Raw genomic sequence first — 20,701 nt, 5'->3', positions numbered from 1 at the left:
GTCTCTCGGGCGAAACCGCGACATCCGACGAAGGTAGGCTGAGAACGTGACTTCGAGCCCCATCGCCCCGGGTTCGCGACTGGCGAGCCGTCTCGGCTTCAGCGATCGCGTCTTCATCGGCCCTGCCGCACGACGTGTCGCGCGCGCCATCGAAGACGGGCTCGAGCTCGTCGAGACCGGTCTGGCCGACGACGTCCGCGTCGCAGACCCGCTGGCCGACGCCGCCAGCCGCTACCTGTACGAGGCCGGCGGCAAGCGCATCCGCCCCGTGCTCACGCTCCTCGCTGCACAGCTCGGCGACGGCAACACCGCCGAGGTCATCGACGTCGCGAAGGCCCTCGAGATCACGCATCTCGGTTCGCTGTACCACGACGATGTCATGGACGGCGCCGACCGCCGCCGAGGGGTCCCTGCCGCACATGCCGTGTGGGGCAACAACATCGCGATCCTCACGGGCGACATCCTGTTCTCCCGCGCCAGTCAACTGATGTCGCGGCTGGGGGAGCGGGCCATCCGCCTCCAGGCCGACACGTTCGAGCGTCTGGTGCTCGGTCAGATGCACGAGACCCTGGGACCGCAGGACGGCGACGACCCGATCGCGTTCTACATCCAGGTACTCGCCGACAAGACGGGTTCCCTGATCGCCGCCGCCACGCAGGGCGGTGTGATCTTCTCCAACGCTCCCTCCGAGTACGAGGAGCCCCTGCGCGTGTACGGCGAGAAGATCGGCGTCGCGTTCCAGCTGCTCGACGATGTGATCGACCTCTCAGCGAAGCCTGAAGAGACCGGCAAGGTGCCGGGGACCGACCTGCGTGCCGGTGTTCCGACGATGCCCTACCTGCTGCTCAAGGCGGAGGGCGACGAGGCGTCGATCGACCTCGCGGCGCGCATCGACGACGGGGTCGCCCTCATCGCCGACGGCGCGGACGCGGCGATCCTCGACGGCCCGTTGGACGAACTGCGCGACCACGCCGTGACGCAGAAGACTCTCGAACTCGCGCACGCGTGGACCAGGGATGCCGTCGATGCCCTCCGGCCTCTCCCTCGCGGCACCGTGCGCGAGTCGCTGACCCGATTCGCTGAGACCCTCGCCGAACGCTCCAGCTGAATCTGCGCGGCGGCCCGTCGGGTCGCGCGCCGGCTGCGACGGCATACGAAAGGACCTCCCATGACCAAGCTCAGACTGGCCATCGTCGGTGCGGGCCCCGCCGGCATCTATGCGGCGGACATCCTGCTGAAGGCGGAGCGCAAGTTCGACGTCTCGATCGACCTCTTCGAGCAGCTCCCCGCGCCGTACGGACTGGTGCGTTACGGCGTCGCGCCCGACCACCCCCGCATCAAGGGCATCATCACCGCCCTCCGCGACGTGCTCGACCGTGGTGACATCCGCCTGTTCGGCAACGTCCGCTTCGGTGAGGACATCACCCTCGAAGACCTCAAGAAGCACTACAACGCGGTGATCTTCGCGACCGGTGCGATCCGTGACACCTCGCTCGAGATCCCCGGCATCGATGCGGTCGCCTCCTACGGAGCCGCTGACTACGTCAGCTGGTTCGACGGGCATCCCGACGTGCCGCGCGAATGGCCGCTGGATGCGGCATCCGTCGGAGTGCTCGGCAACGGCAATGTCGCGCTCGACGTGGCCCGCATGCTGGCCAAGCACGCTGAGGACCTGCTCGTCACCGAAGTGCCTGCCAACGTCTACGAGGGTCTGCAGGCGAGCGAGATCACCGACGTGCACGTGTTCGGGCGCCGTGGTCCGGCGCAGGTCAAGTTCACGCCGCTCGAACTGCGCGAACTCGGCGAGCTGCGCGATGTCGACATGGTCGTGTACGACGAGGACTTCGACTACGACGATGCCGCCAAAGACGCCGTCGCCAGCAACAAGCAGGTCATGGTCATCGATCGCATCCTGCAGTCCTGGCGCAAGCGTGATTCGGTCAACAACGCCGGGGGCACGGCGTCGCGACGTCTGCACCTGCACTTCTGGGCGAAGCCGGTCGAGGTGCGCAAGGATGAGAGCGGTCGCGTCGCGGCCCTCGTGTACGAGCGCACCCAGCCCGACGGCCAGGGCGGCGCGGTCGGCACCGGCGAGCTGCGCGAGGTGCCCCTGCAGGCCCTGTATCGTGCCATCGGCTACTTCGGCTCGCCCCTTCCCGGCGTTCCGTTCGACAAGAAGCACGGCGTGATCCCGAACCGTGAAGGTCAGGTCCTCGCGAAGGACTCGAACGACCGCGTCCCCGGCATCTACGCGACCGGGTGGATCAAGCGCGGCCCGGTCGGCCTGATCGGGCACACGAAGTCGGATGCCATGGAGACCGTGCGTCATATCATCAACGACCAGGGGTCGTGGTGGCACCCGGAGGACCCTTCGGAGGAGTCGATCGTGGAGCTCCTGCAGGAGCGCGGCGTGCGCTGGACCGACCTCGACGGCTGGCACCGCCTCGACGAGCACGAGATCGCTCTCGGCGCCCCTGACGAGCGCGCTCGTGTCAAGGTCGTCCCGCGCGACGAGATGGTCCGCGTCTCGCGCGGCGAGTAGCACCGCTGCGGTCGGCCTTCCCCCGACCGGTCGTGCGCTGGACTAGCCTGGCGACGACGGGGGAGGAACGCATGGCCGAGTGGATCCCAGATGTCCTGGGTGACGAGTTCGAGCAGCTGACGCTCGATCTCGGCACGGATGACCAGGGCCCCGTCGTGGCGACCCTGGTGCGTGCGCTGCCGAAGCGGCCGGGTCTGTGGGCGCGGGCGAGCGGAAACCGTCCACCTCTCGACGGTGCCGATGTGCTGTACGTGCACGGCTGGTCCGACTACTTCTTCCAGAAGCGGCTCGCTCGATTCTGGACGTCTCGTGGTGCCCGCTTCTTCGCCCTCGACCTGCGCAAGTACGGTCGCAGCCTCCGCGACGGGCAGACCCCGGGGTACATCGCCGATCTCGCCATCTACGACGAAGACATCGGCGCGGCGCTGGATGCGATGGGTCGAGGTGAGGGCGGCCTCGAGTCGGACCGGCAGCTCGTCCTCTTCGGGCATTCCACGGGCGGTCTGACGCTGAGCCTGTGGGCATCGCGGCACCCGGGTGCCGCCGACGCGGTGATCCTCAACAGCCCCTGGCTGGAGTTCCAGTTCGCCCCGGCGAGGGCTGCGATCGCGCCGATGGTCGAGTTGCAGGCGCGGATCCGGCCGATGGAGGCCGCGCCGCAGATCGACCTCGGCTTCTACACCCGTGCGCAGCAGGAGGTCGCCGATCCGGAGGACCCGATGGAGGTGAACCCCGTGTGGCGCCCCGCGCAGACGATGGCCGTGTACGCGGGGTGGCTGCACGCCGTCCTCTCCGGGCACAAGACCGTGGCGGCCGGGCTGTCGATCACAGCACCGGTGTGTGTGCTTCTCTCGGCGCGCTTCGTGCCGCCCACGCGCTGGTCGAACGACCTCACATCCGCCGACTCGGTCCTGGTGGTCGACGACATCGCCAGGGCGGCGCTCCGACTCGGGCCCAGCGTCACTGTCGAGCGCATCGACGGTGCCCTCCATGACGTCTTCCTCTCGAGGCACGAGGCACGGGAAGACGCCTACCGGCGCTTGGACAGATGGGTCACCGGTTGGCGTGCGGCGCAGTGACCTCGCTCACACGTAGTACATCGCCCTGACGAGGCGCTCGGCGCTGTCGCCGTCGGCGTCGTGGACGGCGTCGCGGAAATCCTCGTAGAGCTGTCCCATCCGCGCACGATCGGACGCGGGGACCACCCAGTCCCGAAGGTTGCGGAACAGCACCATGCTCGCATCGTCGATCAACGTGCGATGCTGCTCGTTGCCGCTGTGCGAACCCAGGTACGAGAACACCGCCCAACGGGTGCCGGAAGTCATCGCCAGGTCGTCCAACGACGCATGCATCGCTGCGACCAGCGTGATGACATGCTCGCGCTGAGCTGCCGTGAGCCGCGGGACTGCCAGTCGCGCGGCGATCCCCGCCTGATACCCCGCGAACTCGAGCGACTGCGCCATCGTCTCGGGCGTCACCGCCGTGACCTCGGTGTACCGGCTCGGGTACATCGTGACCATACCCAGTCGCTCCAAGCGCTGGAGCGCCTCGCGAACCGGTGTCCGCGACACGTGCAGCTCTTCGGCGACGTCGACATCGCGGATGCGCTCACCCTCTGCCAACGTGCCGTCGATGATCTGCCTGCCGATGTGGTGGAAGACCTCCTCGGCCAAGAGCTGCTTGCTCTCCCCGATGTTCGTCGATCCGATACTCCCCATGGATCCGCCCCCAGTTGCCCTTCTGATCCCGAGCGCCCCATGATTCGCCCGGGAGGGCAACTACATCATGAAGTCGCGTCGGATGCCAACAGCCCCACCTGAGTCCGCGAACCGCGTGGGGGCGCGCAGCGTGACTCAGGTGGGCTCTTCTTACTCGTGGTCTTCTCGCCCCGTGGTTCCGTGGCCGGCGGATGCAGGGCATCCGCCGGCCACCGAAGACGCGAGCGCATGGAACTGCCGCGGCCTCGTCCCCACGAGGGCAAGCTCGCAATCCCGAGATCGCGTAGCCCTACGACGGCAGTGCGTCATGCGGCGTTCGCGTCATCGGTCGCATCGAGTCGACCACTTCCAGTCTTGGGTACCTCAACCCATATATCGGTATGCAATTGGACAGGGTGCGAAAAAGGGGTCGGATGCCACGGCATCCGACCCCTTCAGCGACGTGTCGCGGCGGGTTACCGGTAGTTGATGAACTGCAGGTCGAGATCGAGGTCGGCGCCCTTCAGCAGAGCGATCACCTGCTGCAGGTCGTCGCGGCTCTTGGACTGCACGCGCAGCTCGTCGCCCTGGATCTGGCTCTTGACGCCCTTGGGCCCCTCGTCGCGGATGATCTTGTTGATCTTCTTCGCGTTCTCGGATGAGATGCCGTCCTTGAGCGTCGAGACGATGCGGAACTCCTTGCCGCTGGCGAACGGATCGCCCGATTCGAGGCTCTTCAGGGAGATGCCGCGCTTGATGAGCTTGGACTGGAACACGTCGAGCACGGCCTTGGCCCGCTCCTCGGTGTTCGCGATGATGAGGATGCTCTCGCCGCTCCAGGCGATCGACGCACCGGTGCCCTTGAAGTCGTAGCGCTGTTCGATCTCCTTGCGGGCCTGGTTCAGGGCGTTCTCCGCCTCCTGGTGGTCGACCTTCGAGACGATGTCAAAAGAATCCATATAACCCATATTCGCGCATTCGCCCGGAAACAGCGAGCGGCCCCGCCCCCAGAGCGGGAGCGGGGCCGGTAGGCGGTGGATCAGAGGGGCAGGTACTCGAGGTAACGGCCGGAGCGGTAGCCGCCCTCGAACGACTCGCCGAACCAGCGACCGAGCCGGGAGTTGGACCACTCGAACAGGGCGTCCTCCCCGGCCTTCGTCCCGGCGTCGGAGCGAGTGGCGAAGTGGGCGAGCACGATCGCGTCGGCCTTCGCGCGCTGCTCGTCGGTGAGCCGGAGGCGAGCGCCGAGGTAGCCGTAGCCGAGCCATTCGGCCTCCTGGGCGAAGGTGTCGAAGATCGAGGCGTCCATGTGAGTCTCCCTAGTTCGTGTGTACCGCTTACAGGTACTTACGTTACGCCGGTCCCGCGAGGTCTGCAATTCGCCCACGGGACCGGCCCGGCCGTCAGGCGTGGAGGAACCGCTGCAGCATGGTCCCGACCTGCTCGTCGGTAGCCGCGCTGGCGTTCAGCAGCCCCGTGGAGGGCGAGAACGGGAAGTCCGCCCACTCGACCCGGATGCGGTCGGTCGCGGCGTCGTAGGCGGCCGTCAGGCCCTCGGGCCGGTTGTGGATCAGGCGGATGATGCGGAGGACGTGTTCGTTGGGCATTGCGGCTCCCGAGAGGTCGGGGCCGGGCGGGGGGACCGCCCGGCCGGAGGGGTTCAGGCGAAGATGTCGACGGTCCCGTTGCGGGTGATCATGATGAGGATGTTGTCGACCTCGTCGGGCGAGCGGAGCGTGTGCAGCGCCTCGGCGTCGCCGCCCGCGTAGTCGAGCACGACGGCCTGAGCGCGACGCACCTTGTCGATGATGTTGGTCGTGTCGACGTCGTCCTGGTCGACGGCGATCGCGTAGATCGCTTCGGTCAGGCTGAGGGGCGATTCGAGTTCCATGTCTAGCTCCTTGTTATCGTGTGTACCGCTTACAGGTACTTACGTTACGTGGGTCGGCGAAGGTCTGCAATTCGGGGTGCCCGCGCCGGAGCGATCAGCCCCGGCGCGCGGCCGCCGTCAGAACTCGTCGTCCTCGGCGGCGGGCCGCGAGAACACCTCGCCGTAGCGGTCGACACGGAGCTTGCCGTAACCGGCCCCGTAGCGCTGGCCGTTCGCGACGACGACCGTCGCATCCTCGCCGAACTCGTCGACCGCATCCTGCAGCGACTCGAGCAGCGCGCCGAGCGTCATGGTCGAGCCGACCTGATCGGGCGCGTAGCCCTCGTTGTCGCTGATGTTGAGCTGGACGAAGTTCTGCGAGGTCATGGTGGCTCCTGTTCGTGTGTACCGCTTACAGGTACTTACGTTACGCACCTTCGCCGGGGTCTGCAATTCGGGGCCGGAGCGTCAGCCCCGGCCCCGCGTTAGAGCAGACCCTCGTCGCGGTAGCGGGCGAGCCGGGCCTCGAACTCGGCGCGGCGCTGGCGCTGGAACGGCGTCTGCAGCTCCGGCCGATCGGTCACATCGACGCCGTCCTTCTTCGGACGTTCCCAGGGCGGCTCCATCCCCGAGCGGAGATAGGTCAGCTCGAGCGATTCGTCAGGGTCGCCGAGCGACGAGCCGGGCCGCGGGTCCACGTCAGCCCTTGCGACGAGCCTCGGTCGCGGCCTCGGTGTTCGTGCCGGGCCGGGCGGCGATCCACGCCTTGATCGTCGACTCGCGCCACGCGGGGGAGCGGCCGAACGTGGCATCCGGGACCGGCATGTCCCAGTCCTTCGGGGTGCCCTCGCGGCGGTTACGGGTGGCGCGCTTGTGGTACACCTGCGCGGTGTTGACCTGCACGCCGAGCAGCGCCGCGATCGCGGCCAGATCGAGGTAGTCGACATCACCCATACGGACGACCCTACCGGCGCGAGGGCGGGCCGCTGTGGCGACGCTCACGCGCCCGGCTCCCAGCCAGAGCGGCGCGCGTTGTGGACGCACGACGAGCACATGCTCACCGGCTCGCGGAGGTTCGGCCAGTGGCTCATGTCGGACGGCTCGACGAACTCACCGCAGTTCGGGCAGCGCTCGAGGCCGTCGACCTCAGCCTCGCACCCGTCGCACATGTCGCGCGACGAGAGAGTCTGCACGCCGTCGCCGCAGCGATCGCACTCGCGCTCGGCATCCGGGGTACCGCCGCCGAGCAAGCGGCCGAGCACGTCGTCGGCGGCGTCGCGCGCGTCGATCACGTCGTCGAACGACTCGGACTCGCGGCTCTCGGCGATCGCGTAGGAGGCCGCGCGGGCCTCGTCGCGGAGCGCCGCGAGCGCCGCGCGTTCGGCGGTGACCGCCGCGGCGATCAGCTCGGCGACCTGTTCCTGGTACGGCCGATACCAGTCGGCGTATCCGGCCTCGGCGAGAGTGGCGGCGGCGACCTGTTCGGGGGTCTGATCGGTCATGTCGGGCCTTTCGTGTTGGGGTGCGGGGCCGGGCGGGTGCCCGGCCCCGGAGGGGGTTACGCGCCGAGCAGCGCGAACGCGGCCTGCTTGGTGCGCTGGGATGCGCCGTCGAATGAGCGCGTGGCGCGGGCGAGCGCCTGGTTGCGGCCGCGGACCGGGGCGACGTGGTCGATGAACTCGGTCGCGGCCTGGTAGGCACCCCAGCGGGTGCCGCGGATGCCGTCGAGCGTGTCGCTGTCGCGGTAGAGCGCGATCATGCCGTCACGGTTGGCGAGCGCCCGCTTCGAGGCCTTGCCCTCGTCCTGGACGCCGAACAGCGTCCCGGCGAACTTGTCGAACTCGGCGTTGGTGTAGCGCTGGGCGAGCAGCGCCTCGGCCTCGGCCTCGAACGTCTCCACGTACTTGTAGGTCAGGTCGAGCGCCCGGCGAGCCTCGGCCAGCTCGCGGCCCGCTCCGGCCGTGTGGCGGATCGAGAACGACGAGACAGCGCCCTTGAGCGCTGCCGCCTGCATGTTGGTGCACGCGACGCGGACGGGGGTCACGGCGAACTTGAACGACGACGAGCCGTCGTGGCTGTTGAACGCGACGAGGTAGAGGCCGAGCGCGTCCTTGCCGCCGATCTGCACCTCGTCGGGGAGGCGCATCGTCATGAACGTGCGCTTGCCGCCGTGGGACGCGCCCGCGGCGACCCACTGGGCGTCGCCCGTGTCGATCACGGCGTCGAGCAGGGTCGCGTGCTCCTCGTTCTGGATCGGCTGGTAGTGCGAGCCGACGACGCCGAGGTACTCGGTGCCGCCCGTGGTCGGGTTCGTGCGGACGGTCGCCCAGCGGTCCGGCACCTCGAGCGTGGTCACGCCCGTGTCGGTGACCTCGGAGGCGGACAGGTCGACCTTGCGGACGTTCCAGCCCGCGAGGTCGGACTCCTTCATCGCGTCGATCGAGCCGCGGACGCCGGAGAGGCGGGTTCCGAGGACGTCCCAGGCTGCGAGGCGGGTGTCGGTGGCGTTCATGGTGTAGCTCCTTCGGTGGGGTGTGTACCGCTTACAGGTACTTACGTTACGCACCTTCGGTGGGGGTTGCAACTCCAAGAACTTGCAACATTCGCTTTGCGCTAGCGCAAGCGTTCACTTAGAGTTGCATTACCCCAGGGAAAGGAGAGAAAATGCACAAGGAACTACGGAAGCTCGTGAAAGAGCTTGAGGCGCAGGGCTTCGAGGTCGAGCAGACGCGGAACGGGCACCTCACGGTGCGCAAGGGCGGCGTGCGGATCACGACGTTCGCCGGAACCCCCGGCGACGGGCGGTCCTGGAAGAACAGCCTCGCCCACTGCAAGCGGGCCGGATTCATCTGGCCCCGACGGTAAGACAGCGGGGACCGGCCTAGAGCAAGTAGGCCGGTCCCCGGACCCGAGCATAGGAGACACCATGCAGCACTTCACGGTCGACGTAGAGGTGGCCCGGCGCGGCGACCTCACGCCGGAGCAGCTCGACGCCGCGATGGACGCCCTCGCCGACTTCGCGGTCAGCCTCGGGGTGACGCCGCGCGGCCACCAGGCCGTCCGGCTCACCTTCCCGGCCGACACGATCGTCACCGCGGCGCGGACGGCCGCGGCCGTCGTCGAGCACGCGATCAGCGGAACGATCATCCGCCTCGACGTCATGCCCGAGGCCGAGGCCGACGAGCGGGTCGGCGACGTCCCGGTCCCCGAGCTTCTGAGCACACCGGAGGCCGCCGAGATTCTTCGGGTGTCGCAGCAGCGCGTCCGGCAGATGGTCGCCGAGGGCAAGCTGGCCGGGCACCGCGTCGGCGAGCGGGCGATCGCCCTCGTGCGGAGCGACGTGGAGGCACGCGCAGCCCGCGCCTGAAACGCCGAAAGAGGCCCCGGCCGCCCCACATGGGAGCGGCCGGGGCCTCTGTGCTACCGGGCGAGCAGCGCGCGGTACTCGCGCCGTGTGAGCGGGCGGCCGTCAGCATCCGACGGCACGGTCTGCACGTTCACGACGCCGAGGAACGACGACACGACCGTCAGGCCCACGGACAGGATGCCGAGCCAGTGCGTGACCGTCTCGTCGCCGACGATGCCGAACACGACGCCGACGGCACCCGCCGCGGCCGCGGCCGCGTAGATCAGCCCGCGGCCGACCGTGTCGAACCACCGGTAACCCTCGCCGCCATGCAGCAGCAGGAGGCCGAGCGCGCCCTGCGCGAGCACGAGCACGGAGCCGGTGAGGCCGAGCAGCGCGGTCGACTGCTCGTCGGTGATGAGGCCGACCGTGACGCCGAGCGTCGCGAGCGTGCCGAGCGCAGCGTGCACGGCCTGCCGACGAGCGTCGTTCAGCCATACGCGGATGCGGTTGAGAACCTTCTTCATGTGTCGTCCTTCCGACGGTGGTAGTTCGGGTGAGGCGGGATCGTGGCCGGGTCGACGCACGGGGCCTCGAGCAGCAGCCGCCGAAGCCAGCTCGCGTGCTCCTGGGTGATGCGGCGCTGGTACGCCTGTTCGTCGGCGCGGGCCTCGGCCGCGGTTGCCCGCTTGTCGGCGGCCGCGGCCTCAGCCCGCACGCGATCAATCTCGCGGCGCTGCCGTGTTGCGCGTCCCGTGATCGCCCGCCACAGGGCAGACGTCATCTTCGGGACGATCGCGGTCGCGCCGACAGCCGTCAGCAGCAGAGCGACGTCGCGAATGTCCATGTACTACCTCCGAGGCTCGAAGTCGTGTCCTCGAATCAGCACCAGGCGCAGCACGTAGAACAGGAAAGCGATGATGAGCTGGCCGAACTGGGTGAGGCGGCTGCCCTCCGAGGTCGCGTGCAGGACGATGACGACGAGGCCGTAGATGCCGATGCCGAACATCGCTGCAGCGACCGCGTAGCGTTCGACCTGCCACCAGCCCTGCAGGACGGTCGCGGCCCCGGCGACGCCGCCGACGATCCAGAACAGCGCCCACGAAACCGACAGGATCGGCCCGAGTTCGCCCTCGATCGTTCGAGGCGGGGAGGCGAGCGTGGCGACGCCCGTGAGGAACGTCGCCACGTAGCCGACCAGGAACACCAGGCGCAGCACGCGCGGCTCCTTGATCGCCAGCCACCAGCGCGGCGGCTGCCGCGTCGCCTTGGTCACGTGATCGGCGCGGTCCATGCCGCCGCCCAGGTCGCCGGGCCGATCAGGCCGTCAGGCGTCAGGCCCTTCTCGCGCTGGAACGCCTTCGCGATGTCGCGCGTCTGGTCGCCGTAGAGGCCGTCCGGGTTGATGTTCCAGCCCCGGTCCTGCATCCGCTTCTGCCAGCGGCGCAGATCCTCGCGGTGCGAGAAGTAGCCCGACACCGAGGCGGCCGGGCCGCTCTTGGGGCCGAAGTACGACGTCCACGGGAGCGGGAACGCCGGAGCCGCGACGCCGGGCGTCGGAGGCGCGACCGCGGCGACCGTGACCTCGTGGCCCATCAGCCAGTCAGCCCAGCCGAGGTAGGTCCGGTTCCACGCGCGCTCGAGCGCGTCGATCGTGGTCACGCCGACCACGCCGTTACGCGGAACGTCGGTCGACGCGATGCGGCCGCCTCCGAGCGAGAGGCAGATGTGGCCGTAGCCGTTGCCGCTCGCCGAGAAGTAGACGACCGCGCCCTTCGGCGGGTTCCGATCGGAGCGCTTGCGGTTCGCGGGCGTGTTCTGCCAGCCGCGCAGCGCGTAGGTGTACCAGCCGGGCTTGTCGCTCGTCAGGTAGTAGGAGCCGAGCGCCTTCGACACGGCCTCGAGGCAGAGGCCCGCGCGGTAGGTGCCGAACGCGAGCAGCTTGTCAGCGCCAGCGACGCCGTCGAGAGTAGCCATCACGCACCGCCCTTCTCGGCGTCCTGCTCGGCGACCTGCAGCAGCTCGTCGGGCGCGGGGCCGATCTGATCGGCGTCGTAGGTGGGGTTGCCAGCCATGTGCCTGTCCTTTCGTTGCATGACAAAGGCCCCGATCGCGGGGTGCGATCGGGGCCGGGGATTGAGCACTTTGCTCGTGCCGGCCGGGGGGGTCGGCTGAGCAATCTGCCCAAGGTTCAGATGTTGAGGCGCTTGGTGTCCGCGGAGAGCTCGCCGCCCGCGAGCGCGTCCCAGGTCCGCATGTCCTCCTGGCCGAGCGTCCACATCGCGATACCGGAGAGGCCCCAGTCGTTGACCGCGCGGTCGCGCCAGTGCACGACCGTCTCGGCGTCCGACCAGAAAGCGATCGTGGCCCCGTCGCGGTCGACGGCGAACACGCGGCCGACCCAGACGTCGTGATCCAGCAGAGCGACGCGCACGGGCGACGTCGCGTCCGTAACGAACGGGGCGTCCTGCCAGTGGTCGTAGACCCAGTCGAGCGACGGCACCTGCGTGCGCGTCTCGAACTCGTCCAGGTCGCCGTTCGGCCGGAACCGGTTCTGCGAGTCCCAGGTGACGCCCGTCCGCGGGATGCGACCGAGCACGCGCGTCTGGTTGCCGATGGTGACCTCGACCGCCTCGCGCGGCTGGTACCACCAGCCGTCGCCGAGATAGACGCGATCGACCCACAGGCCGCCCTCGGACACCAGGCCCGCGATGCCGTTCGTCGGCGTCGTGTTCACCTGGATCACGCGGGGAAGCACGTTGGAGTCGGACAGACCGAAGTAGACCCGAGCGGAGCCGTCCCGGACCCGGAGGCCGAGATAGAACCGGCCCGATCCAGCAGCAGCGCCGATCGGCCGCGAGGCGACGCCGACCTCCTGCAGCACGGTCGCGCCGCGGCGGATGCGGACGCGGCCGGACGGATGCGCTTCGGCGGTGATGCCGCGGGCCGTCACGCCGGACCAGCCGTCCCCGGCGAACTGCGCCCTCACCTCGAGGTAGAGCGCCTGGCCGCCGAAGTCGTTTCGGAACTCGAGCTGTCCGTTGCCGCGGTACTGGTGGTACTCGCCGTTCGACCAGCGCGACCACGCGCCGGAGGTCGCGCGGTAGAGGTCGGCGAGCTGTTGCGCCGTGCTCGCGTTGTCGTCCAGGATCGTCGCGGCGACCGGGTAGCGCTTGAGCAGCTCCACCGTCGCCGTGTAGCCGACCTTCGGCGACACGAGAGCGCCGGACACGTCGCGCACGCGCCGAGGCGTGAGCGAGTACGTCGCGCCGGTCGCGCGGCCGCTGTTGTCAGCGACCGACCAGCGCGGGACGCCGACCGGCTGGCCGTACCGGACGGCGTAGGGCCGACCGTCGTAGGTCGCGCGTGTGATGCCCGAGGCGGACCCCGCGTCCCAGTCGTAGGCGTGGCGCCAGTCGTAGCAGCCGAGCAGGCCCCAGGCCGAGGCGGACCCCGGATCGCGGAACGCGAGCCAGCCGATGCGCCGATGCTTGCCGGAGCCTTCCGGGTTCGCGTCGGAACCGTCGAGCGCGCGGTAGCCGGTGAAGTACTGCCACGCCGCGTAGTAGGTGCCGGACGAGCCGCGATAGGTCAGCCCGAGGTTCGCCGGGTAGTCGGCGATCTGCCAGAAGTAGGAGTAGAGCGGGAGGCCCATCATCAGCTTGTGCGCGGGCACCTGCGACGTCGCCCAGTCGTAGACCTCCTTCATCCAGAAGCCGGGGGAGACGGGGCCGGGCGCGGAGCCGGACCAGGCGAAGTCGTAGGACATGATCGCCATGTGGTCGAGAATCTGGCCGAGCTGTCGATAGCGCACCCAGTCCTCGCCGCCGACGGAGCCGGTCGCGGTCAGCGGCGGGAGAGCAGCCGAGCACTCGCGGCCGCGCTCGTGGCACGCCGCGGCGATGCGCCGGAACAGGTCTTCGGCCGGTACGGCGTTGCGGGCCGCACCGCCGCGCTCGAGGTCGATGTCGACGCCGGACAGCCACGGGTACTTGTCCAGTTCCTCGCCCAGCCGACGCACGAGCAGCGCGCCGGATGCCGGGCGATCGAGTAGCGCCTGGAAGATCGCGGCGTTGCCGTCGTTGCGGAAGGCGAGCCAGAACCGCAGGTGCGGCCACTTCTCCCGGTAGGGGAGCAGCAGCTCGGGGTCGAACGTCAGCGACAGCTCGCCCGCCGCGTTGACGAACCAGCCGAAGATCGACACGTCGGTGATCTGGTCGCCGTAGTTCTCGAGCGCGGCGCGGACCCGGTCGGTCCACATGTGCCCGACCCATACCCATGTGCGCACGGGGCCTCCTAGATTCGATCGACCCACTCGACGATTAGCTGGGTGGGCGCGGTGATATCGACCCGCGCGTGCAGGTCGGAACGTTCGGTGATGAGCGGGACGCGGCCCCAGCCCTGCGACGCGGTGCCCGCCTCGCCGTCGGCGATCGCGGAGCCGCGGACAGCGCCGAACCGGAAGCTGCCCACGCGGACCTCGCCGGACCCGGAGACGTGCACGCGCGACGGGGAGGCGCGGTCGGCATTCGCCATAGCTATGACCGTGTCCGAGCGCGTGACGGTCCCGTTGCGGAACTGGCGCTGCCCGCGCCGGAGCGCGAGGTCGGACGGGTGCGGGACGACGCCGGACGGGTCCGCGCCGCCCGTGAGCACGACGTCGGTCACGTCGACCTCGACGCCGGGCGGCATGTCGTCTACTCGCACCTGGACCGAGATTCGGTCGACGCGGCCGCGAGCGGCGGGGATGCGAGCCACGACGCGAGTCACGACGCCACCCCCGCCGACCACGGCATCTCGGACACATGCGGGAGCCAGCCCGAGGTGACCGCGCCCGGCTGCAGCATCACGTCGGTGACGTCGATGGGAGCAGCCGGGGCGGTGACCTCGATGCGCAGCGTCACGCGAGCGACGCGCTTCTGGACGCGGAAGGTGCCCTGCATGATGACCTCCTAGGCCAGCTCGACGGGGATCGACTCGGACGATCCGTCCTCGTAATAGACCGTGGCGATCGCGCGCAGCGTCGGGACCACCCCAGCCTCGGACGACGTCACGTCGAGCGAGAGCGAATAGACGTCGCGGTTGTCGGGCTGGACGGTCTGCTCGATCCAGCGCGTGCCGGACCCAGCGAACCGGACCGCGTAGTCGCCCGTCCCCCGCCCATCGACGACCGTCGCGCCCGACGAGGCCCAGTGGGCCAGGAGGTTGTCAAAGCGGGCGTTCTTGAGCAGGTTGTAGGGCACGAGGTCGAAGGTCGACGAGGTCGACCCGGTGGAGAGCGCCGCGTCCTGCGCGGCCGAGCTACTGCCCAGCTCGCGCAGCTTGCCCGACAGCGTGATCTTCGACGCCCACGGGCGGGCGACGTCGTGCTCGACTTTCAGGACGCGCTGAGACTCGCGGATGCCGAGTTCCTGGTCGACGACCGTTACGACGTCGCCGACGTCGAAAGCGTCGACCGGCTGGCCGGACGAGTGCGAGAGGTCGGCGACCGTGAACTCGTAGGAGTACGACGGCTTCGACCGGTTCGCGAGCGTCGCCGAGGCCATAGCGAGCATGGTGAACGGCGACGCGCCCTCAGCGAAGTTGTAGACCGCCGAGCGCACCTCGTCGGTGTAGGTGAAGTCCTCCACCCACGCCACCCCGCCGTTGACGGACTCGATGCCGACGCCGTCCGCGTTGCGCGGGATGATCCGCGTCACGAGCGACGTCGTGTCGACGACCCGCTTCGAGCCGGAGAGCGAGCGTCCGTACATGAACGCCACGCCGTTGTCTCGCCCCGACTGAGCGACGAGGGACACGGTCTGCGCCCGCCCATCGAACAGCAGATCGCCGCCGTGCTGAGACTGGATGAGCCGCAGCATGGCGAGCGGGGTCATTTCCTCGACGGAGTAGGTGCGCCGGGTCGTGACGTTGACCGCGCCGAGCGTCCAGCCGGTGCCCACGAGCGCGTCCTCGATCGCCGTTCCCGCGGCCGCCTGCAGGTACTCGCGAGCGGGCACCTGGCCCGCGTAGGCGAGGTCGTAGAACTTCGCCTCGCAGTAGACCGCGAGCGCGGGCGCGCGGCCCTTCCGCTCGGTCGTCACGCGGCGGATGCGGTACAGCTCGCCCGCCAGCTCGACGGGCTGCTCGTTGACGACGAGGGAGGCCTTCGGGTGTCGCAGCGGGAGCGAGAACTCGAGCAGATGCTCGCCGTTCAGCTCCTTGACGACCGACGCCGAAAGGGAGTCGATCACGGCCTCGGCCTCGTCGCCGTCGCCGATCACGATCGGCGTTCGCGGGTACTGGGGAGCTTCGGCAGGTTCCCACGGCTGAGGGTAGACGTTGAGCATGAACGACCGCGTAGCGATCCGGTCCCAGTCGTCGCGGAGCGTGACCGTGACGGGGATATCGCCGGATGCCCAGCCGGGCCGCAGCGTCAGCGTCGTGCCGGACACTTCGCCCGCTACGCCCGCCGCGGTGACGGTCCAGCGCGCGAGGCCCGCCCACGAGGCCGTGAGCGGCACTGTGAGGGTTCCGCGCTGTTCGACCGACTGGTTGTCGATCGGAGCGATAGTCGGGGCCGGAGGCAGCAGCTCGAGGCCGGTGAACGTCGAGCCGGACGTCAGCGGAATCTCCCAGCGCAGGAGGCCCGTCAGGCGCGCGGGGAGCTGAGCGCCGGTCAGCCACGTCTTGCCGTTGTCGGTCGACCAGTAGGGGACCGCGTTTCGAATCGACGGGTCCGGCCGCTCGGTCCACGAGACGCGCTCGGCACCGGTCTGCAGCGTTCCCGATGTGTTCGCCGTAACAGCGGTGTCGGTTACGGAGAACACGTTCGCCACGGACTCGTCCTCGCCCCGCGCCCAGGTGCCGCCCGCGAGGGCATCCACGAAGCCGCGCAGGTTGAACGACGCCGACGGGTGCGCGACGAGCACCTCGTCGACATAGCCGCCCGACCAGTAGCCCGCCGTCTGCAGCGAGAACACGTCCAGGTCGGCCTTGGAGGCAACCGCGGGCGGGCCGGAGAGCGCGAGCGCCGGGCTGATCCATGACTCGCCGGTGTCCCGGTTGACGGAGATCAGCGTGGACGTGCGAGCGTCGAAGTCGACGAGCTGTCCGACCCACTGGTAGCCGTAGGTGATGCCCCACGGCGTGCCGATGCCGAGGTCGCCGACGGTCGCCCCGCCCGCGTTGTAGACCTGGTGACGGAGGTTCCCGGCCGAGTAGCCGGAGAGGTAGACGAGCGGCGACGAGCCGCCGCGGGTCGACAGGAACGGCGTGAAGGCCATTGTGTAGCGGTGCTGCAGCCACAGGCCGATGAGCAGCTTGCCGGAGGACGGCCACAGCCCGTCGAAGTAGGGCAGCGTGACGCGGCCCTTCTCGGCGGCCGGGTCTACCCGGTTGAAGCCGACTTCCTTCCCCCAGCGGCCCTCGGTGTGGTCGCCCGACGACGCGCCCGCGAAGTCGATGTTGATCGCCTTCCAGACGCGCGACGGTTCGACCGCGTCAGCGAACTCGGTTCCGTTGCGCTCGGTGAAGCGCTGCAGAGCGACGGGACCGAGGCCCGGCCACGACAGCGGAACCTCGCCCGACCATGCCAGCCTCGAATCCCATCCCATAGGTCACTGCCTCCGTGAGTTGGCGACGAGCGCGGTCCGCGTGAGCGTGCCGGTCGTCGCGATCTTGAATGTCACTTCCTCGCCCGGCCACATCTCGGCGCGGTCGAGCGTCGACATGCCGCGCACGACCGATGCGGCCTTGAGCGGTCCGACCCATCGGCCGAAGTCGAACTTGTCGTAGTCGAGCCGGAGCACCTGACCGGTCTGCAGCGGGCCGGACACATCGACGACGAGGTCGCCGACCGTCACGGTCACCTTCTGCTCGGCCGTCAGCGTGCCCTCGACCTCGACGGTCGGGTAGGAGCGAGCGTTGCCTTTCGTGCGCTTGACCTTCCGGGTGCCGGGGGTGAGGTACTGCCACACCTCATCGACGACCGGACGGCCGAACGCCTCGAGCGCATCGAACGTCACGTCAGCGCGGAGCTTGTAGCCCGCGCCCGCGTCCCACGTCACCCGCTGCCAGCGGATCGCAGCGGACAGGATGCCCGCCCACTGCCAGCCGGGCGCAGCGTCGAACGTGAGCCGCTGCTCGCCCCTTGCGGGGTCGAGCGCGAGCGCGATCGCCTCGCGGTGGGCGGCCGCCTCTTCCGGCGACCGCCCCTCGAGGATGACGTCGAACGTGAAGCTCGACCCGGAGCGGGTCGTGCCGCCGAGCACGCGGCCGTCGGTACCGACGGCCTCCAACGTCTCGAGCTGCAGCCCGTCGACCGACGGCAGCTCGCGCAGCGTAGCGATCAGCCCGAGCGAGTCGGTGTCGAAGTCGCCGAATGTGAAGCTCATTCGATCACCGCCCCGTCCAGGTTGACCTTGCCCTGCGCGCGCCCTGCACGCTCGCCGCGCTCGTAGAGCGCCTGCGCCACCTCGTCGACCCGCTCGTCGGAGTCGACGATCATCTGATCGACGTGCACGAGCGGACCCTGCACGACCGTGCTGGACCCGCCGCCGTTGCCGCTGAGCCCTTCCTCGAGCGCGCGGTTCATCAGGCCGGTGTCGACGACCGACTCCGGCTTGCCCGCCTCGGCGAGAATCGCCATAGTGCCGCCCTGGCGGGGGAGCACCGTGGCACCCTTCGCGAGCATCGGGAGCTTCGGCAGCGACAGCCCGAAGGTCTGCCCACCAAAGCCCGGCACCCAGTCCGGGATCGACACCTTGAGGCGGTTCAGCCCGCCGATAGCGCCGTTGATGAGGCCGATGATCGCGTTGATCGGCTGCTTCACGATGTTCACGACGCCGGAGAACGCATTCGCGATCGCCTGGCGGATGCCGTTGAACACGTTCGAGAAGGCGGTTCCGACGCCCTGCACCGTCGCTACGATGCCGTTCCAGAGGCCGGAGAAGAACGACGAGACGCCGTTCCAGACGCCGGTCCACCAGCTCACGATCGCGTTGACCACGGTCATGATGACGTTCTGCACGTTGGCGATCGCCGTCTGGACGAACGAAACGATGTTGTTCCAGATGTCAGAGAACACCTGCCCGACCTGCGCCCAGATCGCGTTCCAGTTCGCGAGCACGAACATGATCGCGTCGATCAGCCAGCCGATGTAGACCTGCCAGATGCCCTGCGCGAAGGCGATGATGCCGTTCCACAGGCCGGTGAAGAAATCACCGATGCCCTGCCACATGCCGGACCACCAGGCCGACAGCCCGCCGATCGCTTCGGTGATCCACGCCGAGAAGCCCTCCCAGATGCCGGTCACCCAGGCCACGACGTTGTTCCAGGCTTCGCCGAGGAACGTCGTGAAGTTGGCCCAGATTTCCTTGCCGAGTTCGGTCTGCGTGAAGAACCAGATCAGGCCCGCGACGAGCGCGGCGATCGCGATCACGATCAGCGCGATCGGGTTCGCGTTCATGGCGACGTTGAGTGCCCACTGCGCGGCCGTAGCGACGCCCATCGCAGCAGCGCCAGCGAGCAGCGCGATACGCGAGCCGACGGTCGCCGCGGTGTTCGCCACCTTGGACGCGGTGTTCGCGATCCACGCGCCGGTCTGGGTAGCCATCTGAGCGATGAGCAGCCCGCCGACCTGCAGGTAGAGCAGGATGCTCGACCCGACGTCGACCGCCTTGTTGGCGACCTTCGCCGCGGTGTTCGCGATCCACGCGCCCGTCTGGGTGACGAGCGAGGCGACGGCGCGAGCAGCGCTCACGACGAAGTCGCGCGCGTACATCGCCATGAGCGCCCCGGTGATCGCGAGGTCTTTGCCCTTGGCGATCGTCAGGGCCGTGAAGGCCGCGACCTTCTGATACAGCCCGGCGATGATGCCCGCGAACGCGATCGCGCCCGTGACGGCCTTGTAGGTGCCCCACGCGGCCGCGGCGACGCCGACGGTGATCGCGAGGCCCTGCAGCATCCCGTCCGTCTCGGACACCCACTGGATGAGGCCCGCGAGGACGGTGACGACCCCGGAGAGGATCGGCGTCAGGACGTTGATCGCGCCGACGAGCGCGCTCGAGAGCAGCGCCGCGAGCTGAGAGAGCACGGGCGCGAGCGAGGCCCCAGCGGAGCCGAGCGCCTGCAGCAGCGTGCCGAGCGCAGCCTGCAGCTCGGGGGACACCGCGACGAGGCCAGCGAAGGCCGCGATCGCGATGCCGACGGGACCGCCCAGGAACGCGAGCTTGGAGGCGAAGCCTCCGAGGCCCGGAACCATCTTGAGTAGCGGCCCGAGGCCCGAGCTACCGAGCGCGATGAACGCGGCCGCGGCCGGGCCGAGTACCTGCGGCGCGATCTTGAGCTGGCCCAGCCCGCCCGAGAGAGCGCGCGTCAGCCACTCGAGGACCGGCGCGAGTTTCTCGCCGATCACCGCGCCGATACCGGCCGCCTTGTCCTCAATCGGCCCGAGGGCCGCCGTGACGGACTGGAACAGCGGCGCGAGCTTCGGGAACACGCCGCCGAGCAGGCCAGCGCCGACGCGGCCGAGAGAGGCCCCGACGTTCGCCATTGCGCCCGAGAACGTGTTTCCAGACGAGGCCGCAGCGCCGCCGAGCGTCTGCTCCATAGCGGCCTGGAACGTCGCGAAGTCAATCTCGCCGGAGGATGCCATTTTCGTGGCTTCCTCGGCCGTGACGCCCATGTACTCAGCCAGCGATGCGAGCGCGGGCACACCCGCGTCGTGGAGCTGGTTGATGACGTCCATCTGGACCTTGTTCGAGGCCGCAACCTTGTTGAAGATCGCGCCCATCGACCCCATGTCGGTCCCGGCGATCGTCGCCGCGTCCGACACGAGCTTGAGCGTGCGCTGCAGGTCGTTGCCGGGCTTGATACCGGCAGCGACCGCGGAGGCCGCGACGGTAGCGGCGGCGTCCATGCCGAACGCCGTACCCTTCACCGAGGCGAGCGCGTCGCCCATGATCTGCTTCACCCCGTCGGCCGAGTGGCCGAGTCCGATGAGCTTGTTGTTGGCCTGGTCGAGCGACGACAGCCGCCCGATGCCCTTGACGAGCGCCGTGCCGAGCGCGGCCGCGCCGACGGCGACCGCGCCGGTCGCGGCCGACTTGATACCGGCCCCGATGTTGGAGGCGAACTGCCCGCCAACGGACTGGCCGACCTTCTTGGTGTCGACCGCGCCGAGTTCCTTCGCGATAGACCCGGTCGCACCCTCGAGAGAGGGCACGAGCCGGACCCACGCGGTAGCCAGTTCAGTACCGCGCCCG

25 protein-coding genes are annotated in these 20,701 nt (G+C 69.2%); 5 read left to right on the top strand and 20 right to left on the bottom strand.

Annotation, left to right across the window (positions count from 1 at the left end; all coding sequences use genetic code 11):
* Window positions 1–46 precede the first annotated feature (46 nt).
* From ACIQLD_RS08160 to ACIQLD_RS08150, 3 genes are all read left to right on the top strand, one after another.
* Complete coding sequence (locus ACIQLD_RS08160; protein WP_402607114.1) at window positions 47–1,108, top strand: polyprenyl synthetase family protein; 1,062 nt, start codon at window positions 47–49, stop codon at window positions 1,106–1,108.
* A gap of 60 nt (window positions 1,109–1,168) precedes the next feature.
* Window positions 1,169–2,542, top strand: a complete 1,374-nt coding sequence (locus ACIQLD_RS08155; RefSeq protein WP_402607111.1) for an FAD-dependent oxidoreductase — start codon at window positions 1,169–1,171, stop codon at window positions 2,540–2,542.
* Window positions 2,543–2,613: 71 nt separating this feature from the next.
* Window positions 2,614–3,621 (top strand): alpha/beta hydrolase, encoded by a 1,008-nt coding sequence (locus tag ACIQLD_RS08150; RefSeq protein ID WP_402607108.1) that lies wholly within the window; start codon window positions 2,614–2,616, stop codon window positions 3,619–3,621.
* A 6-nt stretch (window positions 3,622–3,627) separates the two neighbouring features.
* Here the strand turns inward: ACIQLD_RS08150 and ACIQLD_RS08145 are convergent, their stop codons facing one another.
* From ACIQLD_RS08145 to ACIQLD_RS08100, 10 genes are all read right to left on the bottom strand, one after another.
* Window positions 3,628–4,260 carry a GntR family transcriptional regulator gene (locus ACIQLD_RS08145; protein WP_402607105.1) on the bottom strand — a complete coding sequence of 211 codons (633 nt, stop codon included), beginning with the start codon at window positions 4,258–4,260 and terminating at the stop codon, window positions 3,628–3,630.
* Window positions 4,261–4,715: 455 nt separating this feature from the next.
* Window positions 4,716–5,207 carry a YajQ family cyclic di-GMP-binding protein gene (locus ACIQLD_RS08140; RefSeq protein WP_402607102.1) on the bottom strand — a complete coding sequence of 164 codons (492 nt, stop codon included), beginning with the start codon at window positions 5,205–5,207 and terminating at the stop codon, window positions 4,716–4,718.
* A 71-nt stretch (window positions 5,208–5,278) separates the two neighbouring features.
* The gene (locus ACIQLD_RS08135) at window positions 5,279–5,548 is read right to left on the bottom strand and encodes a hypothetical protein (RefSeq protein WP_402607099.1); all 270 of its coding nucleotides are present in this window, start codon (window positions 5,546–5,548) and stop codon (window positions 5,279–5,281) included.
* A gap of 94 nt (window positions 5,549–5,642) precedes the next feature.
* Complete coding sequence (locus tag ACIQLD_RS08130) at window positions 5,643–5,846, bottom strand: hypothetical protein (protein WP_402607096.1); 204 nt, start codon at window positions 5,844–5,846, stop codon at window positions 5,643–5,645.
* Between the two features lie 53 nt (window positions 5,847–5,899).
* Entirely contained in the window at window positions 5,900–6,130 is a 231-nt protein-coding gene (locus ACIQLD_RS08125) for a hypothetical protein (protein ID WP_402607093.1), read from the bottom strand.
* A 117-nt stretch (window positions 6,131–6,247) separates the two neighbouring features.
* Window positions 6,248–6,496, bottom strand: a complete 249-nt coding sequence (locus ACIQLD_RS08120) for a hypothetical protein (protein WP_402607090.1) — start codon at window positions 6,494–6,496, stop codon at window positions 6,248–6,250.
* Between the two features lie 98 nt (window positions 6,497–6,594).
* A complete protein-coding gene (locus ACIQLD_RS08115) occupies window positions 6,595–6,807 on the bottom strand; it encodes a hypothetical protein (RefSeq protein WP_402607087.1) in 213 nt (70 codons plus the stop codon).
* A gap of 1 nt (window position 6,808) precedes the next feature.
* Window positions 6,809–7,063 carry a hypothetical protein gene (locus tag ACIQLD_RS08110; protein ID WP_402607085.1) on the bottom strand — a complete coding sequence of 85 codons (255 nt, stop codon included), beginning with the start codon at window positions 7,061–7,063 and terminating at the stop codon, window positions 6,809–6,811.
* Window positions 7,064–7,107: 44 nt separating this feature from the next.
* Window positions 7,108–7,611, bottom strand: coding sequence for a hypothetical protein (locus ACIQLD_RS08105; protein WP_402607082.1), 504 nt, complete (start codon window positions 7,609–7,611; stop codon window positions 7,108–7,110).
* A gap of 56 nt (window positions 7,612–7,667) precedes the next feature.
* A complete protein-coding gene (locus ACIQLD_RS08100; RefSeq protein ID WP_402607079.1) occupies window positions 7,668–8,621 on the bottom strand; it encodes a DUF932 domain-containing protein in 954 nt (317 codons plus the stop codon).
* Between the two features lie 152 nt (window positions 8,622–8,773).
* On the opposite strand from ACIQLD_RS08100, the gene ACIQLD_RS08095 reads away from it, so the two are divergent.
* The gene (locus ACIQLD_RS08095; protein ID WP_402607077.1) at window positions 8,774–8,974 is read left to right on the top strand and encodes a hypothetical protein; all 201 of its coding nucleotides are present in this window, start codon (window positions 8,774–8,776) and stop codon (window positions 8,972–8,974) included.
* Window positions 8,975–9,035: 61 nt separating this feature from the next.
* Entirely contained in the window at window positions 9,036–9,476 is a 441-nt protein-coding gene (locus ACIQLD_RS08090) for a helix-turn-helix domain-containing protein (protein WP_402607075.1), read from the top strand.
* A gap of 53 nt (window positions 9,477–9,529) precedes the next feature.
* Here the strand turns inward: ACIQLD_RS08090 and ACIQLD_RS08085 are convergent, their stop codons facing one another.
* From ACIQLD_RS08085 to ACIQLD_RS08040, 10 genes are all read right to left on the bottom strand, one after another.
* On the bottom strand, window positions 9,530–9,982 hold the full coding sequence (locus tag ACIQLD_RS08085) for a hypothetical protein (RefSeq protein ID WP_402607073.1): 453 nt from the start codon (window positions 9,980–9,982) through the stop codon (window positions 9,530–9,532).
* Entirely contained in the window at window positions 9,979–10,302 is a 324-nt protein-coding gene (locus ACIQLD_RS08080; protein WP_402607070.1) for a hypothetical protein, read from the bottom strand. The genes ACIQLD_RS08085 and ACIQLD_RS08080 overlap by 4 nt, the downstream gene beginning before the upstream one ends.
* A 3-nt stretch (window positions 10,303–10,305) precedes the next feature.
* Window positions 10,306–10,749, bottom strand: a complete 444-nt coding sequence (locus tag ACIQLD_RS08075) for a hypothetical protein (protein WP_402607067.1) — start codon at window positions 10,747–10,749, stop codon at window positions 10,306–10,308.
* Window positions 10,728–11,432 (bottom strand): peptidoglycan-binding protein, encoded by a 705-nt coding sequence (locus tag ACIQLD_RS08070; protein ID WP_402607065.1) that lies wholly within the window; start codon window positions 11,430–11,432, stop codon window positions 10,728–10,730. Before ACIQLD_RS08070 ends, ACIQLD_RS08075 begins: the two co-directional genes overlap by 22 nt.
* A 214-nt stretch (window positions 11,433–11,646) precedes the next feature.
* Window positions 11,647–13,743 (bottom strand): glycosyl hydrolase family 18 protein, encoded by a 2,097-nt coding sequence (locus ACIQLD_RS08065; protein WP_402607063.1) that lies wholly within the window; start codon window positions 13,741–13,743, stop codon window positions 11,647–11,649.
* Window positions 13,744–13,751: 8 nt separating this feature from the next.
* Window positions 13,752–14,225, bottom strand: a complete 474-nt coding sequence (locus ACIQLD_RS08060; RefSeq protein ID WP_402607060.1) for a hypothetical protein — start codon at window positions 14,223–14,225, stop codon at window positions 13,752–13,754.
* On the bottom strand, window positions 14,222–14,398 hold the full coding sequence (locus tag ACIQLD_RS08055) for a hypothetical protein (RefSeq protein WP_402607058.1): 177 nt from the start codon (window positions 14,396–14,398) through the stop codon (window positions 14,222–14,224). Before ACIQLD_RS08055 ends, ACIQLD_RS08060 begins: the two co-directional genes overlap by 4 nt.
* 9 nt (window positions 14,399–14,407) lie before the next feature.
* A complete protein-coding gene (locus ACIQLD_RS08050) occupies window positions 14,408–17,050 on the bottom strand; it encodes a phage tail spike protein (protein WP_402607055.1) in 2,643 nt (880 codons plus the stop codon).
* Window positions 17,051–17,053: 3 nt separating this feature from the next.
* The gene (locus ACIQLD_RS08045; protein ID WP_402607053.1) at window positions 17,054–17,830 is read right to left on the bottom strand and encodes a hypothetical protein; all 777 of its coding nucleotides are present in this window, start codon (window positions 17,828–17,830) and stop codon (window positions 17,054–17,056) included.
* The gene (locus tag ACIQLD_RS08040) at window positions 17,827–20,661 is read right to left on the bottom strand and encodes a tape measure protein (RefSeq protein WP_402607051.1); all 2,835 of its coding nucleotides are present in this window, start codon (window positions 20,659–20,661) and stop codon (window positions 17,827–17,829) included. Before ACIQLD_RS08040 ends, ACIQLD_RS08045 begins: the two co-directional genes overlap by 4 nt.
* Window positions 20,662–20,701 lie beyond the last annotated feature (40 nt).

It is taken from the genome of Microbacterium sp. NPDC091662 (assembly GCF_044756705.1).
Classification (GTDB): Bacteria; Actinomycetota; Actinomycetes; order Actinomycetales; family Microbacteriaceae; genus Microbacterium.
The sequence above is the reverse complement of the archived record's forward strand: the minus strand, read 5'-3'. Positions and strand labels throughout refer to the sequence as shown.

Coding starts and splice junctions, on each gene's coding strand:
- ACIQLD_RS08135 (WP_402607099.1), bottom strand. CDS start 5,548: ATGGACGCCTCGATCTTCGACACCTTCGCCCAGGAGGCCGAATGGCTC.
- ACIQLD_RS08090 (WP_402607075.1), top strand. CDS start 9,036: ATGCAGCACTTCACGGTCGACGTAGAGGTGGCCCGGCGCGGCGACCTC.
- ACIQLD_RS08070 (WP_402607065.1), bottom strand. CDS start 11,432: ATGGCTACTCTCGACGGCGTCGCTGGCGCTGACAAGCTGCTCGCGTTC.
- ACIQLD_RS08105 (WP_402607082.1), bottom strand. CDS start 7,611: ATGACCGATCAGACCCCCGAACAGGTCGCCGCCGCCACTCTCGCCGAG.
- ACIQLD_RS08155 (WP_402607111.1), top strand. CDS start 1,169: ATGACCAAGCTCAGACTGGCCATCGTCGGTGCGGGCCCCGCCGGCATC.
- ACIQLD_RS08120 (WP_402607090.1), bottom strand. CDS start 6,496: ATGACCTCGCAGAACTTCGTCCAGCTCAACATCAGCGACAACGAGGGC.
- ACIQLD_RS08100 (WP_402607079.1), bottom strand. CDS start 8,621: ATGAACGCCACCGACACCCGCCTCGCAGCCTGGGACGTCCTCGGAACC.
- ACIQLD_RS08145 (WP_402607105.1), bottom strand. CDS start 4,260: ATGGGGAGTATCGGATCGACGAACATCGGGGAGAGCAAGCAGCTCTTG.
- ACIQLD_RS08045 (WP_402607053.1), bottom strand. CDS start 17,830: ATGAGCTTCACATTCGGCGACTTCGACACCGACTCGCTCGGGCTGATC.
- ACIQLD_RS08085 (WP_402607073.1), bottom strand. CDS start 9,982: ATGAAGAAGGTTCTCAACCGCATCCGCGTATGGCTGAACGACGCTCGT.
- ACIQLD_RS08150 (WP_402607108.1), top strand. CDS start 2,614: ATGGCCGAGTGGATCCCAGATGTCCTGGGTGACGAGTTCGAGCAGCTG.
- ACIQLD_RS08055 (WP_402607058.1), bottom strand. CDS start 14,398: ATGCAGGGCACCTTCCGCGTCCAGAAGCGCGTCGCTCGCGTGACGCTG.
- ACIQLD_RS08050 (WP_402607055.1), bottom strand. CDS start 17,050: ATGGGATGGGATTCGAGGCTGGCATGGTCGGGCGAGGTTCCGCTGTCG.
- ACIQLD_RS08095 (WP_402607077.1), top strand. CDS start 8,774: ATGCACAAGGAACTACGGAAGCTCGTGAAAGAGCTTGAGGCGCAGGGC.
- ACIQLD_RS08110 (WP_402607085.1), bottom strand. CDS start 7,063: ATGGGTGATGTCGACTACCTCGATCTGGCCGCGATCGCGGCGCTGCTC.
- ACIQLD_RS08075 (WP_402607067.1), bottom strand. CDS start 10,749: ATGGACCGCGCCGATCACGTGACCAAGGCGACGCGGCAGCCGCCGCGC.
- ACIQLD_RS08140 (WP_402607102.1), bottom strand. CDS start 5,207: ATGGGTTATATGGATTCTTTTGACATCGTCTCGAAGGTCGACCACCAG.
- ACIQLD_RS08130 (WP_402607096.1), bottom strand. CDS start 5,846: ATGCCCAACGAACACGTCCTCCGCATCATCCGCCTGATCCACAACCGG.
- ACIQLD_RS08125 (WP_402607093.1), bottom strand. CDS start 6,130: ATGGAACTCGAATCGCCCCTCAGCCTGACCGAAGCGATCTACGCGATC.
- ACIQLD_RS08080 (WP_402607070.1), bottom strand. CDS start 10,302: ATGGACATTCGCGACGTCGCTCTGCTGCTGACGGCTGTCGGCGCGACC.